The sequence below is a fragment of the Enterococcus sp. 10F3_DIV0382 genome, from assembly GCF_002140245.1.
In the GTDB taxonomy this organism is placed as follows: Bacteria; Bacillota; Bacilli; order Lactobacillales; family Enterococcaceae; genus Enterococcus_B; species Enterococcus_B lactis.
In genome coordinates this window covers 1,704,083-1,722,337 of the sequence record NZ_NGMF01000001.1, presented here as the reverse complement: position 1 = coordinate 1,722,337, position 18,255 = coordinate 1,704,083, and the positions used below count along the sequence as shown (strand labels likewise).

Below are 18,255 nucleotides of genomic sequence, written 5' to 3'. Positions count from 1 at the left end.
GTATTTTGACTACAGCTTCTTTTTTTGAAGGTGTCAAGAGATTAATTGTGTTTGCACTAGGATCATTCTTTTTCTTTATTGTATTTTGAGCTATACTAAAGCATAATAGGAGGGTACGATGAAAACGACATTTATAAGAAAAACCGGTTTTTACGGTATGGGCAGCTCGATTCAATTAAGAATCAATAATGAAAAACGCAGTTTTCTCAATCATGAACAAAAGATAACGCTTGATCTGGAAGTTCCCTTTACGATGCAGGTCACCTTTTATTGGCTAAAAAGCCCCGTTTATACAGTGAAAGAAGCAAAGCCTGTTTATGTGATCACAATGAATAGTTTGATTCTTCAAATCTACCCGTTCTTATTTCTGGCAACTGGGTTGGGGGCCGTTTTCCTACAAAATCTATTTTTCAGTTTTTTTGCAGTTGTCGTGATATTTGCGTTCTTTTTCTATATAAAAAACCGGGCATATTTGATCAAGGAGGAAAATTATGGCAAACTCTGATCTTTTTTTAATCAGTTTCAATCGAATCGAAAAATGGATGAGAGACGAGATGGGAAATGCACGAAACATGGGATTTACCGAACTTGTCAGACGCCTAGCTCAAAGAAAACAATTGATGATCAGAAAATATGAAGATGATCTTTTACAGCTTGCTCAGTTAAGGAATGCAATCGTCCATGACCGAATCGCCGTCGATTTTGTCATTGCAGAACCAAATGATTGGACAGTCAAGCGAATCCAGCTGATCGAACAAGAACTGATACGCCCAGAAACCGTACTACCTCGATTTGCAAAACGTGTAACCGGTTTTGAGCAAGATCTTCCGCTACTTGAACTGTTAAAGATAGTAGCAGAAAAAAGGTATTCACAGTTTCCGTTATATAATAAAGGAAAATTTGTAGCATTGATTACTTTACGGAATATCGGATTTTGGCTAGCAAAAGAAAGCCAAAAAGGTCCTGTTGATTTAACAAATAAACGAGCATTGGATTTGATTATCCAAAATGGGAAGTACACAAATTATCATTTTGTTCCAGCTAAAACACATATTTACGAGGTTGAAGCGATGTTTCGTGAGCAAGGAACTTTGGAAGCCGTACTTATCACTAAAGATGGTAATCCCGATGGTAATCTGCTTGGGATCATACGACCTCGCGATATTTATAAACAAATAGAAAAGGATTGATTTTTTGTTAATTATTTATTGGATATTCAGCGCTCTGCTAGTGGGAGTGGATCAGCTGGTCAAATGGTGGATCACTGATAATTTAGCGCTTGGAGAGACGAAAAGTCTTATACCAGGTATATTGTCACTGAATCATATTCGAAACACTGGAGCCGCATGGAGTATGCTAGAAGGGAAGATGTGGTTCTTTACTATAGTGACACTCATTGCAGTCGTTGTGATTCTCACATTGATGATTAAAAATCGTGAAAAAGGTAATCGCTGGTTCATGATTGGATTGAGCCTGATTCTAGCTGGTGCGATAGGTAACTTTATTGATCGTCTCCGACTTGGCTATGTAGTAGATATGTTTCAAACAGACTTTATGAACTTTCCAATTTTCAATGTAGCAGATGTGACACTTGTATGCGGAGTGATCTGTATATTAATTTATATTATTTTAGATGAAAAGGATCAAAGAAAAAAATGACAGAACTTAAAACAACGATTTATCATGAATCTGGTAGGATCGATAAAGTATTGACTAATCTATTCAGTAATTACAGCCGTTCGCAAATTCAATTGTGGCTGAAAGAACGTGCGGTTTCTGTCAATGGAGAACCAGTCAAAGCAAATTACAAAGTAAAACAAGGAGACGAGATCACTGTCTTGATCCCTGAACCAGAAACATTAGATGTTGTCCCAGAGAACATCCCGTTGACCATTGTTTACGAAGATGAAGATGTCGCGGTAATCAATAAACCCCAAGGAATGGTCGTTCATCCTTCAGCAGGTCATACGCATGGTACAATGGTCAATGCGCTGATGTATCATGTCAAGGATCTTTCTACGATCAACGGAGTTATCCGACCGGGTATCGTCCACCGAATCGACAAAGATACTTCAGGTTTGCTGATGGTTGCCAAAAATGACCAGGCACACGAATCATTAGCTAAGCAATTAAAAGATAAGACTTCTTTACGTAAATATGTTGCTTTAGTCCATGGAGAGATTCCTCACGAAAAAGGCACGATCAATGCGCCAATCGGCCGTTCGAAAGAAAACCGAAAAATGCAGGCGATAAGAGAAGATGGAAAGCCAGCTGTCACGCATTTTACTGTATTGGAACGTTTTGAAGGATTTACTCTAGTTGAATTAAAACTGGAAACTGGAAGAACACATCAGATCCGCGTGCATATGAAGTATATCGGTTATCCGTTAGCTGGAGATCCAGTATACGGACCGAAGAAAACTTTGAAAGGCAATGGTCAGTTTCTCCATGCGCAAATGTTAGGTTTTACGCACCCGACTACAAACGAAAAGATGATCTTTGAAGCACCTCTTCCAGAAGTTTTTGAAAAAACTTTAGAAAAATTAAGAAAAAACATTGCATTTTAATTTAGATAACGGTATAGTAATTAACAACGAAAGCATAAAACTTAATAGAATTCCTTTAAGTTTAGTCCCGTGAGGCTAAGAAGGGTGGGAGCAAGGATACGTATGGTGCGCCATAAAGTAAATTGCTCATTGACATAGTATAGCTATCAGTGTATCAGTATACGCTCAGTCTAAACATTCCTCCTGTCCTCTTAGGGCAGGAGTTTTTTTATGCAAAAAAGTAGGGGGAATGAAAATGCAAGCAAAAGAAGTAGTAGATCAGGTAACGATGAAGCGAGCATTGACTCGAATTACTTATGAGATTATCGAGAGAAACCATAGTATCCAAGATATCGTATTGGTAGGTATCAAAACACGAGGGATCTACATTGCATCAAGAATCGCTGAACGCCTGAAGCAGCTAGAAGATATCGATATTCCTGTAGGAGAACTAGATATCACTTTATACCGAGATGACAAAAAAGAAAATCCAGAAGAACCGGAACTTCATTCTTCTGACATCCCAGTTTCCTTAGAAGGAAAAGAAGTTATTTTGATTGATGATGTTTTGTATACAGGACGAACGATTCGAGCAGCAATGGACGCAGTAATGGATTTTGGCAGACCAAGAAAAATTTCATTAGCAGTCCTAGTAGATCGTGGGCATCGAGAATTGCCAATCCGTGCAGATTATGTTGGGAAGAACATTCCAACATCTCGGGCGGAAGAGATTTTAGTAGAGATGCAAGAGCTTGATGGACAAGATCGCATCATGATTTTGAAAGAGGAAGATTAGAGGAGAGAGAAACATGTCGGAGAAAAAAGGATTTCATAATGATGACGTGGTGTTAGATATCCACGATCGCCCAACCCCAGGACATTGGGTTGGATTAAGTTTACAACACTTGTTCACGATGTTCGGAGCAACCGTGTTAGTACCTATCTTAGTAGGGATCGATCCAGGTATCGCACTAGTCAGTTCAGGACTAGGTACATTGGTGTACTTATTTACTACTAAAGGAAAGATACCTGCGTACTTAGGAAGCAGCTTCGCTTTCATTGCAGCGATGCAGCTTTTGATAAAAACAGATGGTTATCCAGCGATTGCACAAGGAGCAGTCACAACTGGATTAGTCTACTTGATTGTTGCGCTGATCATCAAAAAGATCGGTTCAGCATGGCTAGATAAAATCTTGCCTCCGATCGTCGTCGGCCCAGTCATCATGGTTATCGGGTTGGGACTTGCGGCAAATGCAGCAACAAATGCTATGTATAATCAAGGCACATATGATTTCAAGTATATTGCCGTAGCACTGATCACATTAGGATTGACCATCTTCTTCAACATGTGGCTAAGAGGTTTTCTCGGATTGATTCCGATTTTACTAGGTATTATTAGCGGGTACATCGTAGCCTTGCTGTTTGGAATCGTGGATACTAAGCCAATCGTAGACGCTGCTTGGTTTGCTGTTCCTAACTTTGAGATTCCATTTTTACAATATGAACCAAAGCTATATCTTGGAGCAATCACAACAATGGCGCCCATCGCTTTTGTGACGATGACAGAGCATATCGGCCATCTTATGGTATTGAATAAACTAACTAAACGTAATTTCTTTGAAGAACCGGGTCTTCATAAGACGTTGACAGGTGATGGCTTAGCACAAATCGTAGCAGCCTTCGTTGGTGGACCTCCTGTAACAAGTTACGGCGAAAACATTGGTGTTCTGGCTATCACACGCGTCCATAGCGTGTTTGTGATTGGGGGAGCTGCAGTTTTTGCAGTCGTTTTGGGATTCGTAGGAAAATTAAGCGCTTTGATTTTAAGTATCCCTGGACCAGTCATCTCAGGAATCAGTTTTATCTTGTTTGGTGTCATTGCAGCAAGCGGAATGAAGATTTTGATCGAGAACAAAATCGATTTTGACAAAAAGAAAAATCTGTTGATTGCTTCAGTTATACTAGTAGTAGGAATTGGCGGACTTGTCTTTGAAGTAGGCACATTTACATTGTCGGCAATGGCGTTAGCAACTGTACTTGGCATCGTTTTAAATCTTATCTTACCAGAAACTTCACGAAGCGAAGAAAACTAAGGAGGAAACATTATGATCATCAAATCAGAACGTATCAGTTTAAAGCATTTATTGACCGTTGAGGCACTTACTGACCAAGAAGTTATGGGCTTGATTCGCAGAGGGCAAGAATTCAAGCAAGGGGCTAATTGGACTCCGCAAAAGCGCCAGTACTTTGCTACAAACCTCTTTTTCGAAAATAGTACCCGCACACATAAAAGTTTTGATGTAGCGGAGAAAAAACTAGGGCTTGAAGTGATTGAATTTGAAGCAAGTACAAGCTCTGTCCAAAAAGGAGAAACGTTATACGATACAGTACTGACGATGTCTGCATTAGGTGTAGATGTAGCGGTCATCCGTCATGGTGATGAAAACTATTATGACGAACTGATACAAAGCAAAACCATCCAGTGCTCGATTATTAATGGGGGAGACGGAAGCGGACAGCATCCAACCCAATGCTTGCTTGATTTGATGACCATTTATGAAGAATTTGGACACTTTGAAGGACTGAAAGTTGCCATTGTGGGGGACATCACCCACTCTCGGGTAGCGAAATCCAATATGCAGATGTTGAAACGCTTAGGTGCACAAGTATTCTTCTCAGGTCCTAGAGAATGGTACGACGATGAATTCGAAGTATACGGACATTATATGCCATTGGACGAACTACTAGATCAAGTTGATGTCATGATGATGCTTCGAGTGCAACACGAACGCCATGATGGAAAAGAAAGCTTCTCAAAAGAAGGCTACCATCAGGAATATGGTTTAACAGTTGAACGTGCGAAGAAGCTGCAAAAACATGCAATCATTATGCACCCAGCACCAGTTAACCGCGATGTGGAATTAGCTGATTCATTAGTGGAAGGATTACAGTCACGAATCGTTCAACAAATGAGCAATGGTGTCTTTGTCAGAATGGCAATCTTAGAAGCAGTGCTAAATGGAAAAGCGTAATTATAGGAGGATGGAAAAATGAAAACACTCATTAAAAACGGTCAGATCAATACACGAAAAAATATGACGACACCAGCAGAAATTTGGATAGAAGATGGGCGAATCAAAGCAATCGGTACAGGATTCTCAGAAGCCGAATTTGATGAAGTGTTTGATGCAAAGGGACAATTGATCACACCTGGTTTAGTGGACGTCCATGTCCATTTGAGAGAGCCAGGATTTACATACAAGGAGACGATCGAAGCTGGAACTCGCTCAGCTGCACGTGGTGGTTTTACTACTGTATGCGCGATGCCGAATTTAAATCCTGTACCTGATAAGGCAGAAAAGCTGAAACAAGTATATGACATCATTAGAAAAGATGCAGTTGTGAAGGTATTACAGTATGCGCCAATCACAGAAAATCTGCGAAGTGAGAAATTAGTTGATCAAGAAGCACTGATTGAAGAAGGTGCTTTTGCTTTCACAAATGACGGTGTAGGTGTCCAAACGGCTGGAACGATGTATCTGGCTATGAAAGAAGCTGCGAAAAACAATAAAGCACTAGTAGCCCATACAGAAGACGAATCTTTATTATTTGGCGGTGTTATGCATGCTGGCAAGAAGGCAGAAGAACTGGGTCTTCCCGGGATCTTAAGTGTAACCGAGTCTTCTCAAATCGCCAGAGATCTGTTGCTAGCTGAAGCAACTGGTGTTCATTACCATGTGTGCCACGTATCTACTAAAGAGAGTGTCCGAGTAATCAGAGACGCAAAAAAAGCAGGAATCCACGTAACAGCGGAAGTTTCGCCCCATCATCTTATTTTGATCGATGAAGATATTCCCGAAGATTTCGGCTTTTGGAAAATGAATCCACCGCTAAGAGGACGGAAGGACAGGGAAGCCTTGATCGAAGGTTTGCTTGACGGCACGATCGATTGTATCGCTACAGATCATGCCCCACATGGATTAGAAGAAAAAAGCCAAAGCTTCATGAAATCGCCATTTGGCATAGTAGGAAGCGAAACAGCATTCCAACTGATCTACACTCATTTTGTAGAAACTGGACAATTCACATTGGAACAAGTAATCAATTGGCTGGCAGTTAAACCGGCTGAGATTTTTGGTTTGAATGCAGGAACGCTGACAGTCGGCGCACCCGCTGATGTAGCAATTTTTGATATTACAAAAACTTGCACGATCGATAAAGAAGACTTTTTATCAAAAGGGGAAAATACACCTTTTATCGGCTGGAAAGTAAAAGGTGAAACACAAATGACTTTTGTCAACGGAAAACTTGTGTGGCAGAAGGGAGAATAAAAATATGGAACGTTTGCTTATATTAGAAGATGGAACAGTTTTCGAAGGAAAAGCTTTTGGCGCGGATGCAAATGTCTTCGGAGAAATCGTTTTTACAACAAGTATGACTGGTTATCAAGAAACCATCACCGATCAAAGTTTCAACGGTCAAATCATTACATTTACCTATCCTATGGTGGGCAATTATGGGGTAAATAGAGATGATTATGAATCGATTTCTCCAACATGCAAAGGAGTAGTAGTAAAAGAGCACGCGCGTGTAGCTTCAAACTGGCGAAACCAAATGACGCTAGATTCATTTTTGAAACAAAAAGGGATTCCTGGAATATCAGGTATCGATACGCGCGCCCTTACTCGTAAAATCCGTGAAGTCGGAACGATGAAAGCAAGTATCGTTGATGCTGGAGATTCCTTCGAACATGCATTTGATCAGCTGAAAGCAACCGTTCTAGCAACCAATCAAGTGCAGCAAGTCTCCACTAACAAACCTTATCCAAGTCCAGGAACAGGACGGAAAGTTATCGTCATTGACTTCGGCTTGAAACATAGTATTTTACGAGAATTGAGTAAAAGAAACTGTAACCTCACAGTACTTCCCTATAACACAGATGCCGAGACGATTTTAGCGTTATCACCAGACGGAGTCATGCTGACGAATGGACCTGGTGATCCAAAAGATGTGCCAGAAGCAATCGAAATGATCAAAAAAATCCAAGGAAAAGTACCGATTTTTGGTATTTGTCTTGGTCACCAGTTATTTGCTTTAGCCAACGGTGCAGATACCTATAAAATGAAATTCGGACATCGAGGATTAAATCACCCGGTACGAGAAGTAGCGACCGGAAGAATTGATTTTACTTCTCAAAATCATGGCTATGCAGTCGATGAAGCCACGATTGATTCAGAAAAACTCATCGTAACCCATGTAGAAGTAAATGACGGAACAGTAGAAGGAGTCAAACACAGAGATTATCCCGCTTTCAGTGTGCAGTTTCATCCAGATGCTGCTCCTGGTCCGCACGATGCACTACATTTATTTGATGAATTTATGGAAATGATGGATGCAGGAAAGGAGCAGTAAACAGATGCCGAAACGTACAGATATCAAGAAAATTATGGTGATTGGATCTGGTCCGATCATCATTGGTCAAGCCGCAGAATTTGACTACGCAGGAACACAAGCTTGCCTTGCTTTAAAAGAAGAGGGATATGAAGTGGTTTTAGTAAATTCTAATCCTGCGACGATCATGACGGACAAAGAAGTGGCAGATCAAGTATATATCGAACCGATCACACTTGAATTTGTATCAAGGATTCTTCGAAAAGAGCGTCCAGATGCTCTCCTTCCAACTTTAGGCGGACAGACAGGCCTCAATATGGCAATGGAGCTGGCAGCATCAGGTATTTTAGAAGAATTGAACATAGAACTTCTAGGAACGAAGCTTTCTGCGATCGATCAAGCAGAAGACCGTGATTTATTCAAACAGTTGATGAAAGAATTGAATCAGCCAATCCCCGAGTCTGAAATCGTCAATACAGTAGAAGAAGCTGTAGCGTTTGCAAATAAAATCGGCTATCCCGTCATCGTTCGTCCAGCCTTTACTTTAGGCGGGACTGGTGGAGGCATGTGTGAAAATGAAGAAGAATTACGAATAGTCTCAGAAAATGGATTAAGTCTTTCCCCAGCTACCCAATGTTTAATTGAACGAAGTATTGCGGGTTTTAAAGAAATTGAATATGAAGTGATGAGAGATTCGGCTGATAATGCAATCGTTGTCTGCAACATGGAAAATTTTGACCCAGTGGGTATCCATACAGGTGATTCTATCGTGTTTGCTCCTAGCCAGACATTGTCTGACCATGAATATCAAATGCTTCGTGATGCTTCTCTTTCGATTATTCGAGCACTTAAGATCGAAGGAGGCTGTAACGTCCAACTTGCTCTTGATCCACATAGCTTTAATTATTATGTGATTGAAGTCAATCCGCGTGTTTCTCGTTCATCGGCGTTAGCAAGTAAGGCGACTGGCTATCCGATCGCTAAGCTAGCTGCTAAAATAGCGCTTGGATTAACATTAGACGAAATGAAAAATCCTGTAACAGGAACGACTTTTGCAGAATTTGAACCTGCATTAGATTATGTTGTAGCTAAAATTCCTCGCTGGCCGTTTGATAAGTTTGAAAACGGAGAACGGCTTTTAGGTACGCAGATGAAAGCAACTGGTGAAGTGATGGCTATCGGTCGGAATATCGAAGAGTCTTTATTGAAAGCTGTGCGTTCTTTAGAAATCGGTACACACCATATCGAACTTCCTGAGTTGGCAGACATCACGGACGATGACCTAATCCAAAAAGTGGTTCGAGCACAAGATGATCGCCTGTTTTATGTAGCTGAAGCTATTAGACGAGGGTACACCATAGAAGAATTGGCAGATTTGACAAAAATCGATTTATTCTTTTTAGATAAACTGTTGCATATCGTAGAAATTGAACAGCAGTTGAAACAGCAGCCGTTGGATGACAGGATATTGAAAACAGCGAAACAAAACGGTTTTACAGACAAAAAAGTGGCGGAGCTGTGGGAAATAAGCGAAGAAGCCGTTCGCCAGATGAGAAAAGAAAATGACTTGATTCCTGTATATAAAATGGTTGACACTTGTGCAGCGGAATTCGAATCAAAAACACCTTATTTTTATAGTTCCTATGAATATGAAAATGAAAGTTCACGATCAGAAAAGCCCTCAGTTCTAGTACTGGGATCTGGTCCTATCCGTATCGGACAAGGAGTTGAATTTGACTATGCGACTGTGCATTCTGTCAAAGCAATCCAGCAGGCAGGATACGAGGCAATCATCATGAACAGCAATCCGGAAACAGTTTCTACTGACTTTTCTATTTCGGATAAATTATATTTTGAGCCATTGACCTTCGAAGATGTGATGAATGTGATCGAGCTAGAACAGCCGATAGGAGTAATCGTTCAATTCGGTGGTCAGACAGCAATCAACTTAGCCGAACCTTTGACTACTGCTGGTGTAAAAATCTTAGGGACAACGATTGAAGACTTGGATCGTGCGGAAAATCGTGATTTATTCGAGCAAGCGCTGAAAGAGTTGGATATTCCTCAACCTTTAGGGGATACTGCTACAAGTAAAGAAGAAGCCGTGGTTATCGCTTCGAGAATTGGTTATCCAGTACTTGTTCGTCCAAGCTATGTATTAGGCGGGCGTGCGATGGAAATCGTTGAAAATCAGCGAGATTTAGAAGACTACATGGAACATGCTGTGAAAGCTTCTCCAGAACATCCAGTACTAGTGGACCGCTATTTGCTTGGTGGCGAATGCGAAGTGGATGCGATTTGTGACGGTGAAACAGTACTCATTCCAGGGATCATGGAACATATTGAGCGTGCCGGTGTCCATTCAGGGGATTCAATGGCTGTGTATCCACCTCAAACATTATCTGAATCAATCAAGAAAACGATCGAAGACTACACGATCCGTTTAGCATTAGGTTTGAACTGTGTCGGGATGATGAATATCCAGTTCGTCATCCATGAAAATGAGGTTTATGTGATCGAAGTCAATCCTCGAGCAAGTCGGACTGTTCCATTCTTAAGTAAGGTGACAGGAATTCCAATGGCACAAATTGCGACGAAAGCTATTTTGGGAGAGAAATTAAAGGCACTTGGTTATGAAAACGGACTTTATAAGGAAACAAAAGAAGTCCATGTTAAAGCGCCCGTCTTTTCTTTTACTAAATTGCAGAAAGTCGATACTTACTTAGGGCCTGAAATGAAATCGACTGGAGAAGTAATGGGGTCTGACAGACAATTAGACAAAGCTTTGTACAAGGCATTCGAAGCTTCTGGATTACACTTGCCTGAATATGGAGCCGTATTGTTTACGATTGCGGATGAAACAAAAGAAGAAGCACTAGAGTTGGCTAAACGTTTTACAGAAATCGGCTATAGTCTGATAGGAACGAAACATACAGCTGCCTATTTCGAAAAACATGGTTTGGTTGTTGAAACAGTTGCGAAAATTTCTGAGGAAGCAGCAGAAAAAAATGTAGTCGACTTAATACGAGATGGTAAAACACAAGTGGTTGTCAATACGATTGATAAAGATCGGGGAAATGCTTCTAAAGACGGCTTCATTATCCGAAGAGAAGCAGTCGAACATGGTATTCCGTTGTTTACTTCTTTAGACACAGCAGATGCGATCGTTCGAGTGATGGAATCCCGTGCATTTTCAACCAACCCTATTTAACGGTGTATACATGTTAAGACCGAAAGAAGAAAATCCGTTACAGGAGGGGACAGATGAAACAAGAAATGATGGAAATCGTTCAGCAAAAACAGCTGGCACCAAAGATTTTTGAAATGACATTAAAAGGTGATCTAGTAAAAGAAATGCAGCAACCAGGACAGTTCTTGCATATCCTCGTGCCGCGTGCAGACTTGCTGCTACGCCGACCGATTAGCTTGAATCATATCGATCACGAGACAAATACTTGCCGTATTATCTATCGGGTGGAAGGTGAGGGGACTAGCGTTTTCTCTACTCTTTCTGCCGGAGACTATTTAGATGTTATGGGCCCTTTAGGTAATGGCTTTGATTTATCTGATCTTCATACAGGAGACGAAGTATTTATAATCGGTGGAGGAATCGGTGTCCCGCCTCTGTATGAGTTATCAAAGCAGTTAGTCAAAAAAGGGATCAAGCCAACGCACTTTTTAGGTTTTGCCACACATGAAGTCGTTTATTATGAAAAAGAATTTAATCGTCTTGGAGAAACAAGAATCGCTACTGACGATGGCACATACGGTATGCACGGAAATGTCGGTAATTTATTATTAGGAACGAAGACGAAACCTACAGCAGTTTTTGCATGTGGTTCAAACGGGTTATTGAAGACAGTGGAACAGCTGTTTTCTTCGCATCAAAATGTCCAGTTATCATTAGAATCCCGCATGGCATGTGGGATAGGGGCTTGCTATGCTTGCGTTTGTCATACGCCGGAAGATGAAACAGGAACAAAAAGTGTGAAAGTTTGTGACGAAGGACCGATTTTTAAAATAGGAGAGGTAATTATATGAATGAGAATCCTTTAGCAGTCAAACTTCCTGGCCTAGAATTAAAAAATCCTATCATGCCAGCAAGCGGCTGTTTCGGTTTTGGCAAAGAATATGGAAAATACTATGATTTGAATCAGCTTGGTTCGATCATGGTCAAGGCAACGACTCCAAATGCTCGCTTTGGCAATCCCACACCGAGAGTGGCGGAAACACCATCTGGCATGTTGAATGCGATTGGTTTACAAAATCCTGGTCTAGACGTTGTTATGAATAAACTTCTTCCAGAATTAGAGGAGTACAATGAGTTACCCATCATCGCAAATGTTGCTGGTGCTTGTGAAGAAGACTATGTAGAAGTTTGTAGCAAAATCGGCGAAGCGCCAAATGTGAAAGCAATCGAGCTGAATATTTCCTGTCCAAATGTCAAGCATGGCGGTATCGCTTTTGGAACAGATCCTGACGTTGCTTTTCAATTAACACAAGCAGTAAAGAAAGTTGCTTCTGTTCCTGTCTATGTCAAACTATCTCCCAATGTGACAGACATCGTTCCAATCGCTCAGGCAATCGAAGCTGGAGGGGCAGATGGATTTACAATGATCAATACACTACTTGGTATGCGGATTGACCTTAAGACAAGAAAACCAATTTTAGCCAATCAAACAGGTGGACTATCCGGACCAGCAATCAAGCCTGTCGCTATCCGTTTGATTCATCAAGTGGCAAGTATATCCAATCTTCCAATCATTGGGATGGGCGGCGTGCAGACAGTGGACGATGTTCTTGAGATGTTTATGGCTGGAGCAAGAGCTGTAGCTATAGGGACTGCGAATTTCACCGATCCCTATATCTGTCCTAAACTAATCAAAGAGCTCCCAGTGCGAATGAACGAACTAGGTATTGAGTCACTGGAAAGATTAATCAAAGAAGTGAGAGAGGAACGTGAACGATGAACCAACTAAACCAACGACCAATCATTGCATTAGATTTTTCAACTTGGCAAGAAGTAGAAGACTTTCTTCTTTTTTTCCCAGAAGAAGAAAAATTGTTTGTGAAAATCGGAATGGAATTGTTCTACCAAGAAGGACCTGAAATCGTACGTTATTTAAAAGATGCTGGTCACGATGTGTTTTTAGATCTGAAACTTCACGATATTCCGAATACGGTCGAAAAAGCAATGCGGGGACTGGCAAAGCTTGGTGTTGATGTCACATGTGTTCATGCAGCTGGCGGTATTCGCATGATGGAGGCGGCAATGCGTGGATTAGAAGAAGGAACGCCAGAAGGTGGGAAACGTCCCCTACTTCTAGCTATCACTCAACTTACCTCTACAAGTGAAGAGGAGATGCATGCAGACCAACTAATCGAAGTTCCTTTAGAAAAAAGTGTGATCCATTACGCTAACTGTGCCAAAAAAGCAGGATTAGATGGTGTGGTTTCTTCTGCTTGGGAAGTAGAAGCGATCAAAGAAACGGCGGGAGATGAATTTGTTTGCTTAACTCCAGGGATAAGACCAGAAGGAACAGTCGTAGGAGATCAGACAAGAGTAGTCACACCTTCTCAAGCAAGAGAGATTGGCTCAACTTTCATCGTTGTGGGACGACCAATCACACAGGCAACTGATCCTTATGAAGCATACCGAGCGATTCAAACAGAATGGAGCCAACCTAAAATGAATGTAGAACAAAGTATCGCAAAAGATCTATTAGAGATTGAAGCAGTATTTTTAAATCCAAGTAATCCTTTTACTTGGGCAAGTGGAATCAAAAGCCCCATTTACTGTGATAACCGAATCACGATGAGCTATCCAAAAGTCCGAAAAGAGATCGCAAAAGGCTTAGCAAGAAAAATCAAAGAAGCTTTCCCTGAAGTACAAGTAATTGCTGGAACTGCAACGGCAGGAATTCCTCATGCTGCATGGGTAGCGGAAATATTAGACTTGCCAATGGTCTATATTCGAAGTAAGGCGAAAGATCATGGGAAAGGCAACCAAATCGAAGGGCGTATAGTTGAAGGTCAGAAGATGGTTGTGATCGAGGATCTGATTTCTACAGGAGGTAGCGTCTTGGAAGCAGCTGAAGCAGCAAAAAGAGAAGGTGCAGCTATCCTTGGTGTTGCAGCTATCTTTACGTATGAGTTGCCAAAAGGAAAAGCAAATTTCGAAAAAGCCGAAATCCCTCTTATGACGTTGACCAATTACTCTGTATTGATCGAAGCAGCTTTAGAAGATCGTTATATCGATGAGCAAGAATTAACTCTGCTAAAAGAATGGAAAAAAGATCCTGAAAATTGGCAGTTTTAAGTACAAAAATACTTAGATAATTGAAGAAATAAAGCTATATTATTTTGAATATTTCTAAATTACCATTTCTCTACACCGTTATATTTTTTAAGGATACAGTTTATGTAACTGTATCCTTATTTTTTTCATAACCCTGCATGGATGATTTGGATGAGGAGATACATCCATAAAATACATATGCATGATCTTCAATAGCGCTGATTACACAAAGTATGAACGACTTCAACGAGTCAAAAACAGCCCCTCAACTGTGTTCCTATCCCACAGTCGAGAGGCTATTTTTGTTTTATATATGTAGAAAAGCAGTTCAACACTTTTACAAAATAGATTGAACACTTATCAGTAAATGATAAAAGTGTTGGGAAATAGTTGTAACTATAGCTTTTACAGGCTGAACAGAAGTTGGCACGGTATTTGCTTTATATAAAACTGTCAGCGAGGAGGAAATAAAAATGAATACGATTATTCTAGCTAGTCATGGCGCATTATCTCAAGGTCTAAAACAAACAGCTGAAATGATCTTGGGACCTGCCACTAATATTTATGCATTATCGGCTTATCGCGATGAAGATGAGCCGATAGAACAACAAATACAAAGTATAGTTTCAAAATTAGGAAAAGAAAATCTATTTATTCTCACAGATATCTTAGGAGGAAGTGTCAATAATGAAATGATAGGACTGTTAAAGAAAGAGCCAGCAATACGCTTGATCACAGGAATGAATCTACCCTTAGTGATTTCAATCGCCACGCAAGTTAACCCAATTGCTGCTGCAGATTTAGAATTGATTATCGAAGAAAGTCGGCAGTCATTGATTGATTGCAATCGATTACTAAAAAAATCAAATGAAGGAGGAGATGATCTATGATCAAGTTCATTCGTATCGATCACCGATTGTTACATGGACAAGTGGTGTTTTCTTGGAGTAAATCTTTACAAATCAACCGAATTCTGGTGGTGAATGATGAAGCAGCCAATGATGAATTTAAAAAAATGTCTTTAGAACTATCAAAACCTCAAGGAATCAAACTCAATATATTTACCGTTGAAAATACCTTGACAAAAATATCTAAAATAGAAGCATTGAGTGAAAACATCATGATGATCTTTGGAAATACCAAGGATGTTCGTCAGTTTTGCGAAAGTTACTCAAACGTTAAGGAAATCAATTACGGAGGCATCATAAAAAAAGAAGGATCAAAACAATTCAGTAATGCTATCTTCTTGACTGAAAATGAGATAGAAGATGCGAAAGTACTAAAATCAATGGGCATCAAACAGTTCATGCAACAGGTTCCAACCTCCAAAAAAGAGGATTTGAATACAATGATTTAAAAAGAAAGGAGTTTACGTTATGTTGTTTCAATCGATTGCCTTAGGTCTGGTCGGAATCATGTGCATCTTGGACTCTAGACTACTAGGGAGGATGAATTTTGAACGGCCTTTAATCGTGAGTACGTTAGTTGGGTTAGTATTAGGTGACTTGGAAAAAGGTTTGTTGGTTGGTGCTTCTCTGGAATTGATGTCGCTTGGTCTGGTAAATATCGGAGCAGCAGCGCCACCGGATATGAATATGGCGTCCATTATTGCTACAGCTTTTGCTATTCTATCTGGCTCCAATGCTGAAACTGCTCTGACTATTGCCATTCCAATCTCTGTATTAGGACAAATGCTTGGAATATTGATGCGGACGGTACTCTCAAATCTGACACATTGGGCAGATAATTTAATCAATGAAGGAAAGTTCAGCAGAGCACGACGGATCCACATAATCTATGGTACGGTCTTATATTCACTGATGTATTTTATCCCTATCTTTTTAGCTGTTTACTTTGGAACAGATTTAGTGAAAAATATCGTGAGCAGTATCCCAGTATGGTTGACAAATGGTCTGACTTTAGCAAGCAAAATTTTACCAGCATATGGTTTTGCTTTGTTGTTACAAACGATGTTGACGAAAAAAATGATCCCGTTTTTATTACTTGGTTTTCTAATCACAGCTTACTCCGGATTAAGCATCACAGGTATCGCAGCTTTTGCTTGCATTGTGGCCTTTGTGATGGCACAAGTCAAATTCAATGGTAAAGATAATAGGACAGCAGTAAGCGAACCTGATCCTTTAGATGATTTATAGAAAGGAGTTTTTTTATGACTAAGAAAGATCAAAATAGTTGGAAGTATTGGCAATTTTTCTGGCGTTCGTGGGCAATACAAGCTTCGTGGAATTACGAACGACAAATGAATATGGGATTTATGTATGGTATTGCACCAATCATCGATAAAATCTATGACAAGCCAGAAGACAAACAAAAGAAAATCGATGCTTATGAGCGGCACATGGCTTACTACAATTGTACGCCGCAAACAAGTTCATTCGTTTTAGGACTAACAGCATCTATGGAAGAACAATATGCCGAAGATCAAGAGAATTTCAATCCGGAAACCATCAGTGCTTTGAAGACTTCGCTTATGGGCCCTTTGTCAGGAATCGGAGACTCTTTCTTCCAAGGAACCATACGTGTTTTGGCCTTTGGCTTTGGAATCAATCTCGCTCAGCAAGGTAGTATCTTAGGCCCTATCTTGGCCATTATCATCTCCTTCATTCCGTCCTTTTTCGTTACATATTATGGCGGAAAAATTGGTTATAATACTGGGAATAAATATTTAGCGAAACTGTATCAAGAAGGTTTGATGGATAAAGTGATGTATGTTTGTACGATTATCGGTTTGATGGTCATTGGAGCCATGATTGCTAGTATGATTGGGATCACCACGCCGCTAAGATTCGGCAAGGCGTTTGTTTTACAGGATGTTTTAGATAATATCATGCCCCAGTTGATTCCTTTAGGGCTGACGTTTTTTATGTATTGGTTGTTGCAAAAGAAAGTTCGGACCGGTTTGATGCTCACTATTTGTATCGCTGGTGGTGTTTTACTAAGTTTATGCGGGATTTTTAATTAAGGGACCAACCTAATTTAGGTTAAAAATAAATAGTATGAGGAGGAATTCAAACATGAATTCAACATTAAGTCCAAAAGATATCGTCAAAGAAATCATCGCGAACAAAGAGGTGGAGTCCATCGTATTTGTCGGCTGTGGTGCATCGAAAGCAGATCTATATCCAGCAAAATATTTTTTAGAACAAAACGCAAACAAATTACGTATCAGCCACTTTACGGCAAATGAATTCAATTATGCGACACCTCGCTCGATCAACGATCATACTGTAGTTATTTCAGCTTCATTGGGAGGTACGACTCCTGAAACTGTTCAAGCTAACGCAGTAGCGAAAGAACAAGGTGCCACAGTTATTAGTTTAACACATAGCGTAGATTCTCCGTTAACGAAAGACGCAGACTATGTGATTTATCATCGTTTCACAGAAGATTACGCAGCAAAACTAGAAAAAACAGGTTACTGCTTAGAACTTGCAGTTGAACTACTAAATCAGATCGAAGGATATAAAGACTACGATAAGATGATGGATGGTTTCGACAAAATTTATGATTTGTCGCAAGAAAGTGCAAAGGGAGCACGTCTACAAGCAAAAAAATTCGCCGAACGTTTCAAAAATGAAAAGGTGATATATGTTATGAGTTCAGGAGCGACTCATGAAGTTGCGTATTCCACTTCTATTTGTTTAATGATGGAGATGCAATGGATTCACTCTGGTACTTTCCATTCTGGTGAATTTTTCCATGGTCCATTTGAAATCACGGACAAAGACGTACCATTTATCTTATTGATGAATGATGGTCGTACGCGTCAAATGGATGCCCGAGCACTGACTTTTTTGAATCGTTTCGATGCAAAAATAGAAATCGTAGATGCACTGGATTGGGGACTGTCTGCCCACATTGCGAAAGAGGTTCTTGATTACTTCAATCCATTCGTCATCACAGCAGTATTCCGCGTCTATGCAGAAGAATTAGCTGAAGTACGCCAGCATCCACTGACAAAGCGTCGTTATATGTGGAAATTAGAGTATTAAACTAGAG

General features: G+C 40.3%; 18 protein-coding genes and 1 pseudogene. All 19 read left to right on the top strand.

Going from position 1 to position 18,255, the window contains the following annotated elements:
- Positions 1-118: 118 nt before the first annotated feature.
- The 19 genes and pseudogenes from A5849_RS08685 (at position 119) to A5849_RS08600 (ending at position 18,248) form a co-directional block, all read left to right on the top strand.
- Complete coding sequence (locus A5849_RS08685; protein ID WP_086310048.1) at positions 119-505, top strand: hypothetical protein; 387 nt, start codon at positions 119-121, stop codon at positions 503-505.
- Positions 492-1,190, top strand: a complete 699-nt coding sequence (locus A5849_RS08680) for a CBS domain-containing protein (protein WP_002309327.1) — start codon at positions 492-494, stop codon at positions 1,188-1,190. The genes A5849_RS08685 and A5849_RS08680 overlap by 14 nt, the downstream gene beginning before the upstream one ends.
- Positions 1,191-1,194: 4 nt before the next feature.
- Positions 1,195-1,659: a signal peptidase II gene (gene lspA / locus A5849_RS08675; protein ID WP_002309326.1), complete on the top strand. Its 465-nt coding sequence runs from the start codon at positions 1,195-1,197 to the stop codon at positions 1,657-1,659.
- The gene (locus A5849_RS08670) at positions 1,656-2,567 is read left to right on the top strand and encodes an RluA family pseudouridine synthase (protein WP_002309325.1); all 912 of its coding nucleotides are present in this window, start codon (positions 1,656-1,658) and stop codon (positions 2,565-2,567) included. The genes lspA and A5849_RS08670 overlap by 4 nt, the downstream gene beginning before the upstream one ends.
- 235 nt (positions 2,568-2,802) lie before the next feature.
- The gene (gene pyrR, locus A5849_RS08665; protein WP_002295862.1) at positions 2,803-3,342 is read left to right on the top strand and encodes a bifunctional pyr operon transcriptional regulator/uracil phosphoribosyltransferase PyrR; all 540 of its coding nucleotides are present in this window, start codon (positions 2,803-2,805) and stop codon (positions 3,340-3,342) included.
- Positions 3,343-3,355: 13 nt separating this feature from the next.
- A complete protein-coding gene (locus A5849_RS08660; protein ID WP_086310047.1) occupies positions 3,356-4,639 on the top strand; it encodes a solute carrier family 23 protein in 1,284 nt (427 codons plus the stop codon).
- A 12-nt stretch (positions 4,640-4,651) separates the two neighbouring features.
- The gene (locus tag A5849_RS08655; RefSeq protein ID WP_002309323.1) at positions 4,652-5,578 is read left to right on the top strand and encodes an aspartate carbamoyltransferase catalytic subunit; all 927 of its coding nucleotides are present in this window, start codon (positions 4,652-4,654) and stop codon (positions 5,576-5,578) included.
- 18 nt (positions 5,579-5,596) lie between these two features.
- Positions 5,597-6,877, top strand: coding sequence for a dihydroorotase (locus A5849_RS08650; RefSeq protein ID WP_002313786.1), 1,281 nt, complete (start codon positions 5,597-5,599; stop codon positions 6,875-6,877).
- Between the two features lie 4 nt (positions 6,878-6,881).
- Complete coding sequence (locus tag A5849_RS08645) at positions 6,882-7,958, top strand: carbamoyl phosphate synthase small subunit (protein WP_002309321.1); 1,077 nt, start codon at positions 6,882-6,884, stop codon at positions 7,956-7,958.
- 4 nt (positions 7,959-7,962) lie between these two features.
- Entirely contained in the window at positions 7,963-11,148 is a 3,186-nt protein-coding gene (carB, locus tag A5849_RS08640) for a carbamoyl-phosphate synthase large subunit (RefSeq protein ID WP_002309319.1), read from the top strand.
- 53 nt (positions 11,149-11,201) lie between these two features.
- Positions 11,202-11,978 (top strand): dihydroorotate dehydrogenase electron transfer subunit, encoded by a 777-nt coding sequence (locus A5849_RS08635; RefSeq protein ID WP_002309317.1) that lies wholly within the window; start codon positions 11,202-11,204, stop codon positions 11,976-11,978.
- Complete coding sequence (locus tag A5849_RS08630; RefSeq protein WP_086310046.1) at positions 11,975-12,907, top strand: dihydroorotate dehydrogenase; 933 nt, start codon at positions 11,975-11,977, stop codon at positions 12,905-12,907. The genes A5849_RS08635 and A5849_RS08630 overlap by 4 nt, the downstream gene beginning before the upstream one ends.
- Positions 12,904-13,617, top strand: a pseudogene (gene pyrF, locus A5849_RS15215) (orotidine-5'-phosphate decarboxylase); the annotation flags it as partial. The gene A5849_RS08630 and the pseudogene pyrF, both read left to right, overlap by 4 nt.
- A 9-nt stretch (positions 13,618-13,626) precedes the next feature.
- The gene (gene pyrE / locus A5849_RS15210) at positions 13,627-14,256 is read left to right on the top strand and encodes an orotate phosphoribosyltransferase (protein ID WP_029680876.1); all 630 of its coding nucleotides are present in this window, start codon (positions 13,627-13,629) and stop codon (positions 14,254-14,256) included.
- Positions 14,257-14,708: 452 nt separating this feature from the next.
- Positions 14,709-15,125, top strand: coding sequence for a PTS sugar transporter subunit IIA (locus A5849_RS08620; protein WP_002309312.1), 417 nt, complete (start codon positions 14,709-14,711; stop codon positions 15,123-15,125).
- Positions 15,122-15,592 carry a PTS sugar transporter subunit IIB gene (locus A5849_RS08615; RefSeq protein WP_002309310.1) on the top strand — a complete coding sequence of 157 codons (471 nt, stop codon included), beginning with the start codon at positions 15,122-15,124 and terminating at the stop codon, positions 15,590-15,592. Before A5849_RS08620 ends, A5849_RS08615 begins: the two co-directional genes overlap by 4 nt.
- A gap of 19 nt (positions 15,593-15,611) precedes the next feature.
- Positions 15,612-16,391 (top strand): PTS sugar transporter subunit IIC, encoded by a 780-nt coding sequence (locus A5849_RS08610; protein WP_002313784.1) that lies wholly within the window; start codon positions 15,612-15,614, stop codon positions 16,389-16,391.
- Between the two features lie 14 nt (positions 16,392-16,405).
- Positions 16,406-17,218, top strand: coding sequence for a PTS system mannose/fructose/sorbose family transporter subunit IID (locus A5849_RS08605; protein WP_002309306.1), 813 nt, complete (start codon positions 16,406-16,408; stop codon positions 17,216-17,218).
- A gap of 52 nt (positions 17,219-17,270) precedes the next feature.
- A complete protein-coding gene (locus tag A5849_RS08600) occupies positions 17,271-18,248 on the top strand; it encodes an SIS domain-containing protein (protein WP_002313783.1) in 978 nt (325 codons plus the stop codon).
- Positions 18,249-18,255 lie beyond the last annotated feature (7 nt).

Bases quoted from the DNA above. Each gene is read 5' to 3' on its own strand.
- A5849_RS08685 (WP_086310048.1), top strand. From the start codon at position 119: ATGAAAACGACATTTATAAGAAAAACCGGTTTTTACGGTATGGGCAGC.
- A5849_RS08680 (WP_002309327.1), top strand. From the start codon at position 492: ATGGCAAACTCTGATCTTTTTTTAATCAGTTTCAATCGAATCGAAAAA.
- A5849_RS08670 (WP_002309325.1), top strand. From the start codon at position 1,656: ATGACAGAACTTAAAACAACGATTTATCATGAATCTGGTAGGATCGAT.
- pyrR (WP_002295862.1), top strand. From the start codon at position 2,803: ATGCAAGCAAAAGAAGTAGTAGATCAGGTAACGATGAAGCGAGCATTG.
- A5849_RS08660 (WP_086310047.1), top strand. From the start codon at position 3,356: ATGTCGGAGAAAAAAGGATTTCATAATGATGACGTGGTGTTAGATATC.
- A5849_RS08655 (WP_002309323.1), top strand. From the start codon at position 4,652: ATGATCATCAAATCAGAACGTATCAGTTTAAAGCATTTATTGACCGTT.
- A5849_RS08650 (WP_002313786.1), top strand. From the start codon at position 5,597: ATGAAAACACTCATTAAAAACGGTCAGATCAATACACGAAAAAATATG.
- A5849_RS08645 (WP_002309321.1), top strand. From the start codon at position 6,882: ATGGAACGTTTGCTTATATTAGAAGATGGAACAGTTTTCGAAGGAAAA.
- carB (WP_002309319.1), top strand. From the start codon at position 7,963: ATGCCGAAACGTACAGATATCAAGAAAATTATGGTGATTGGATCTGGT.
- A5849_RS08635 (WP_002309317.1), top strand. From the start codon at position 11,202: ATGAAACAAGAAATGATGGAAATCGTTCAGCAAAAACAGCTGGCACCA.
- A5849_RS08630 (WP_086310046.1), top strand. From the start codon at position 11,975: ATGAATGAGAATCCTTTAGCAGTCAAACTTCCTGGCCTAGAATTAAAA.
- pyrE (WP_029680876.1), top strand. From the start codon at position 13,627: ATGAATGTAGAACAAAGTATCGCAAAAGATCTATTAGAGATTGAAGCA.
- A5849_RS08620 (WP_002309312.1), top strand. From the start codon at position 14,709: ATGAATACGATTATTCTAGCTAGTCATGGCGCATTATCTCAAGGTCTA.
- A5849_RS08615 (WP_002309310.1), top strand. From the start codon at position 15,122: ATGATCAAGTTCATTCGTATCGATCACCGATTGTTACATGGACAAGTG.
- A5849_RS08610 (WP_002313784.1), top strand. From the start codon at position 15,612: ATGTTGTTTCAATCGATTGCCTTAGGTCTGGTCGGAATCATGTGCATC.
- A5849_RS08605 (WP_002309306.1), top strand. From the start codon at position 16,406: ATGACTAAGAAAGATCAAAATAGTTGGAAGTATTGGCAATTTTTCTGG.
- A5849_RS08600 (WP_002313783.1), top strand. From the start codon at position 17,271: ATGAATTCAACATTAAGTCCAAAAGATATCGTCAAAGAAATCATCGCG.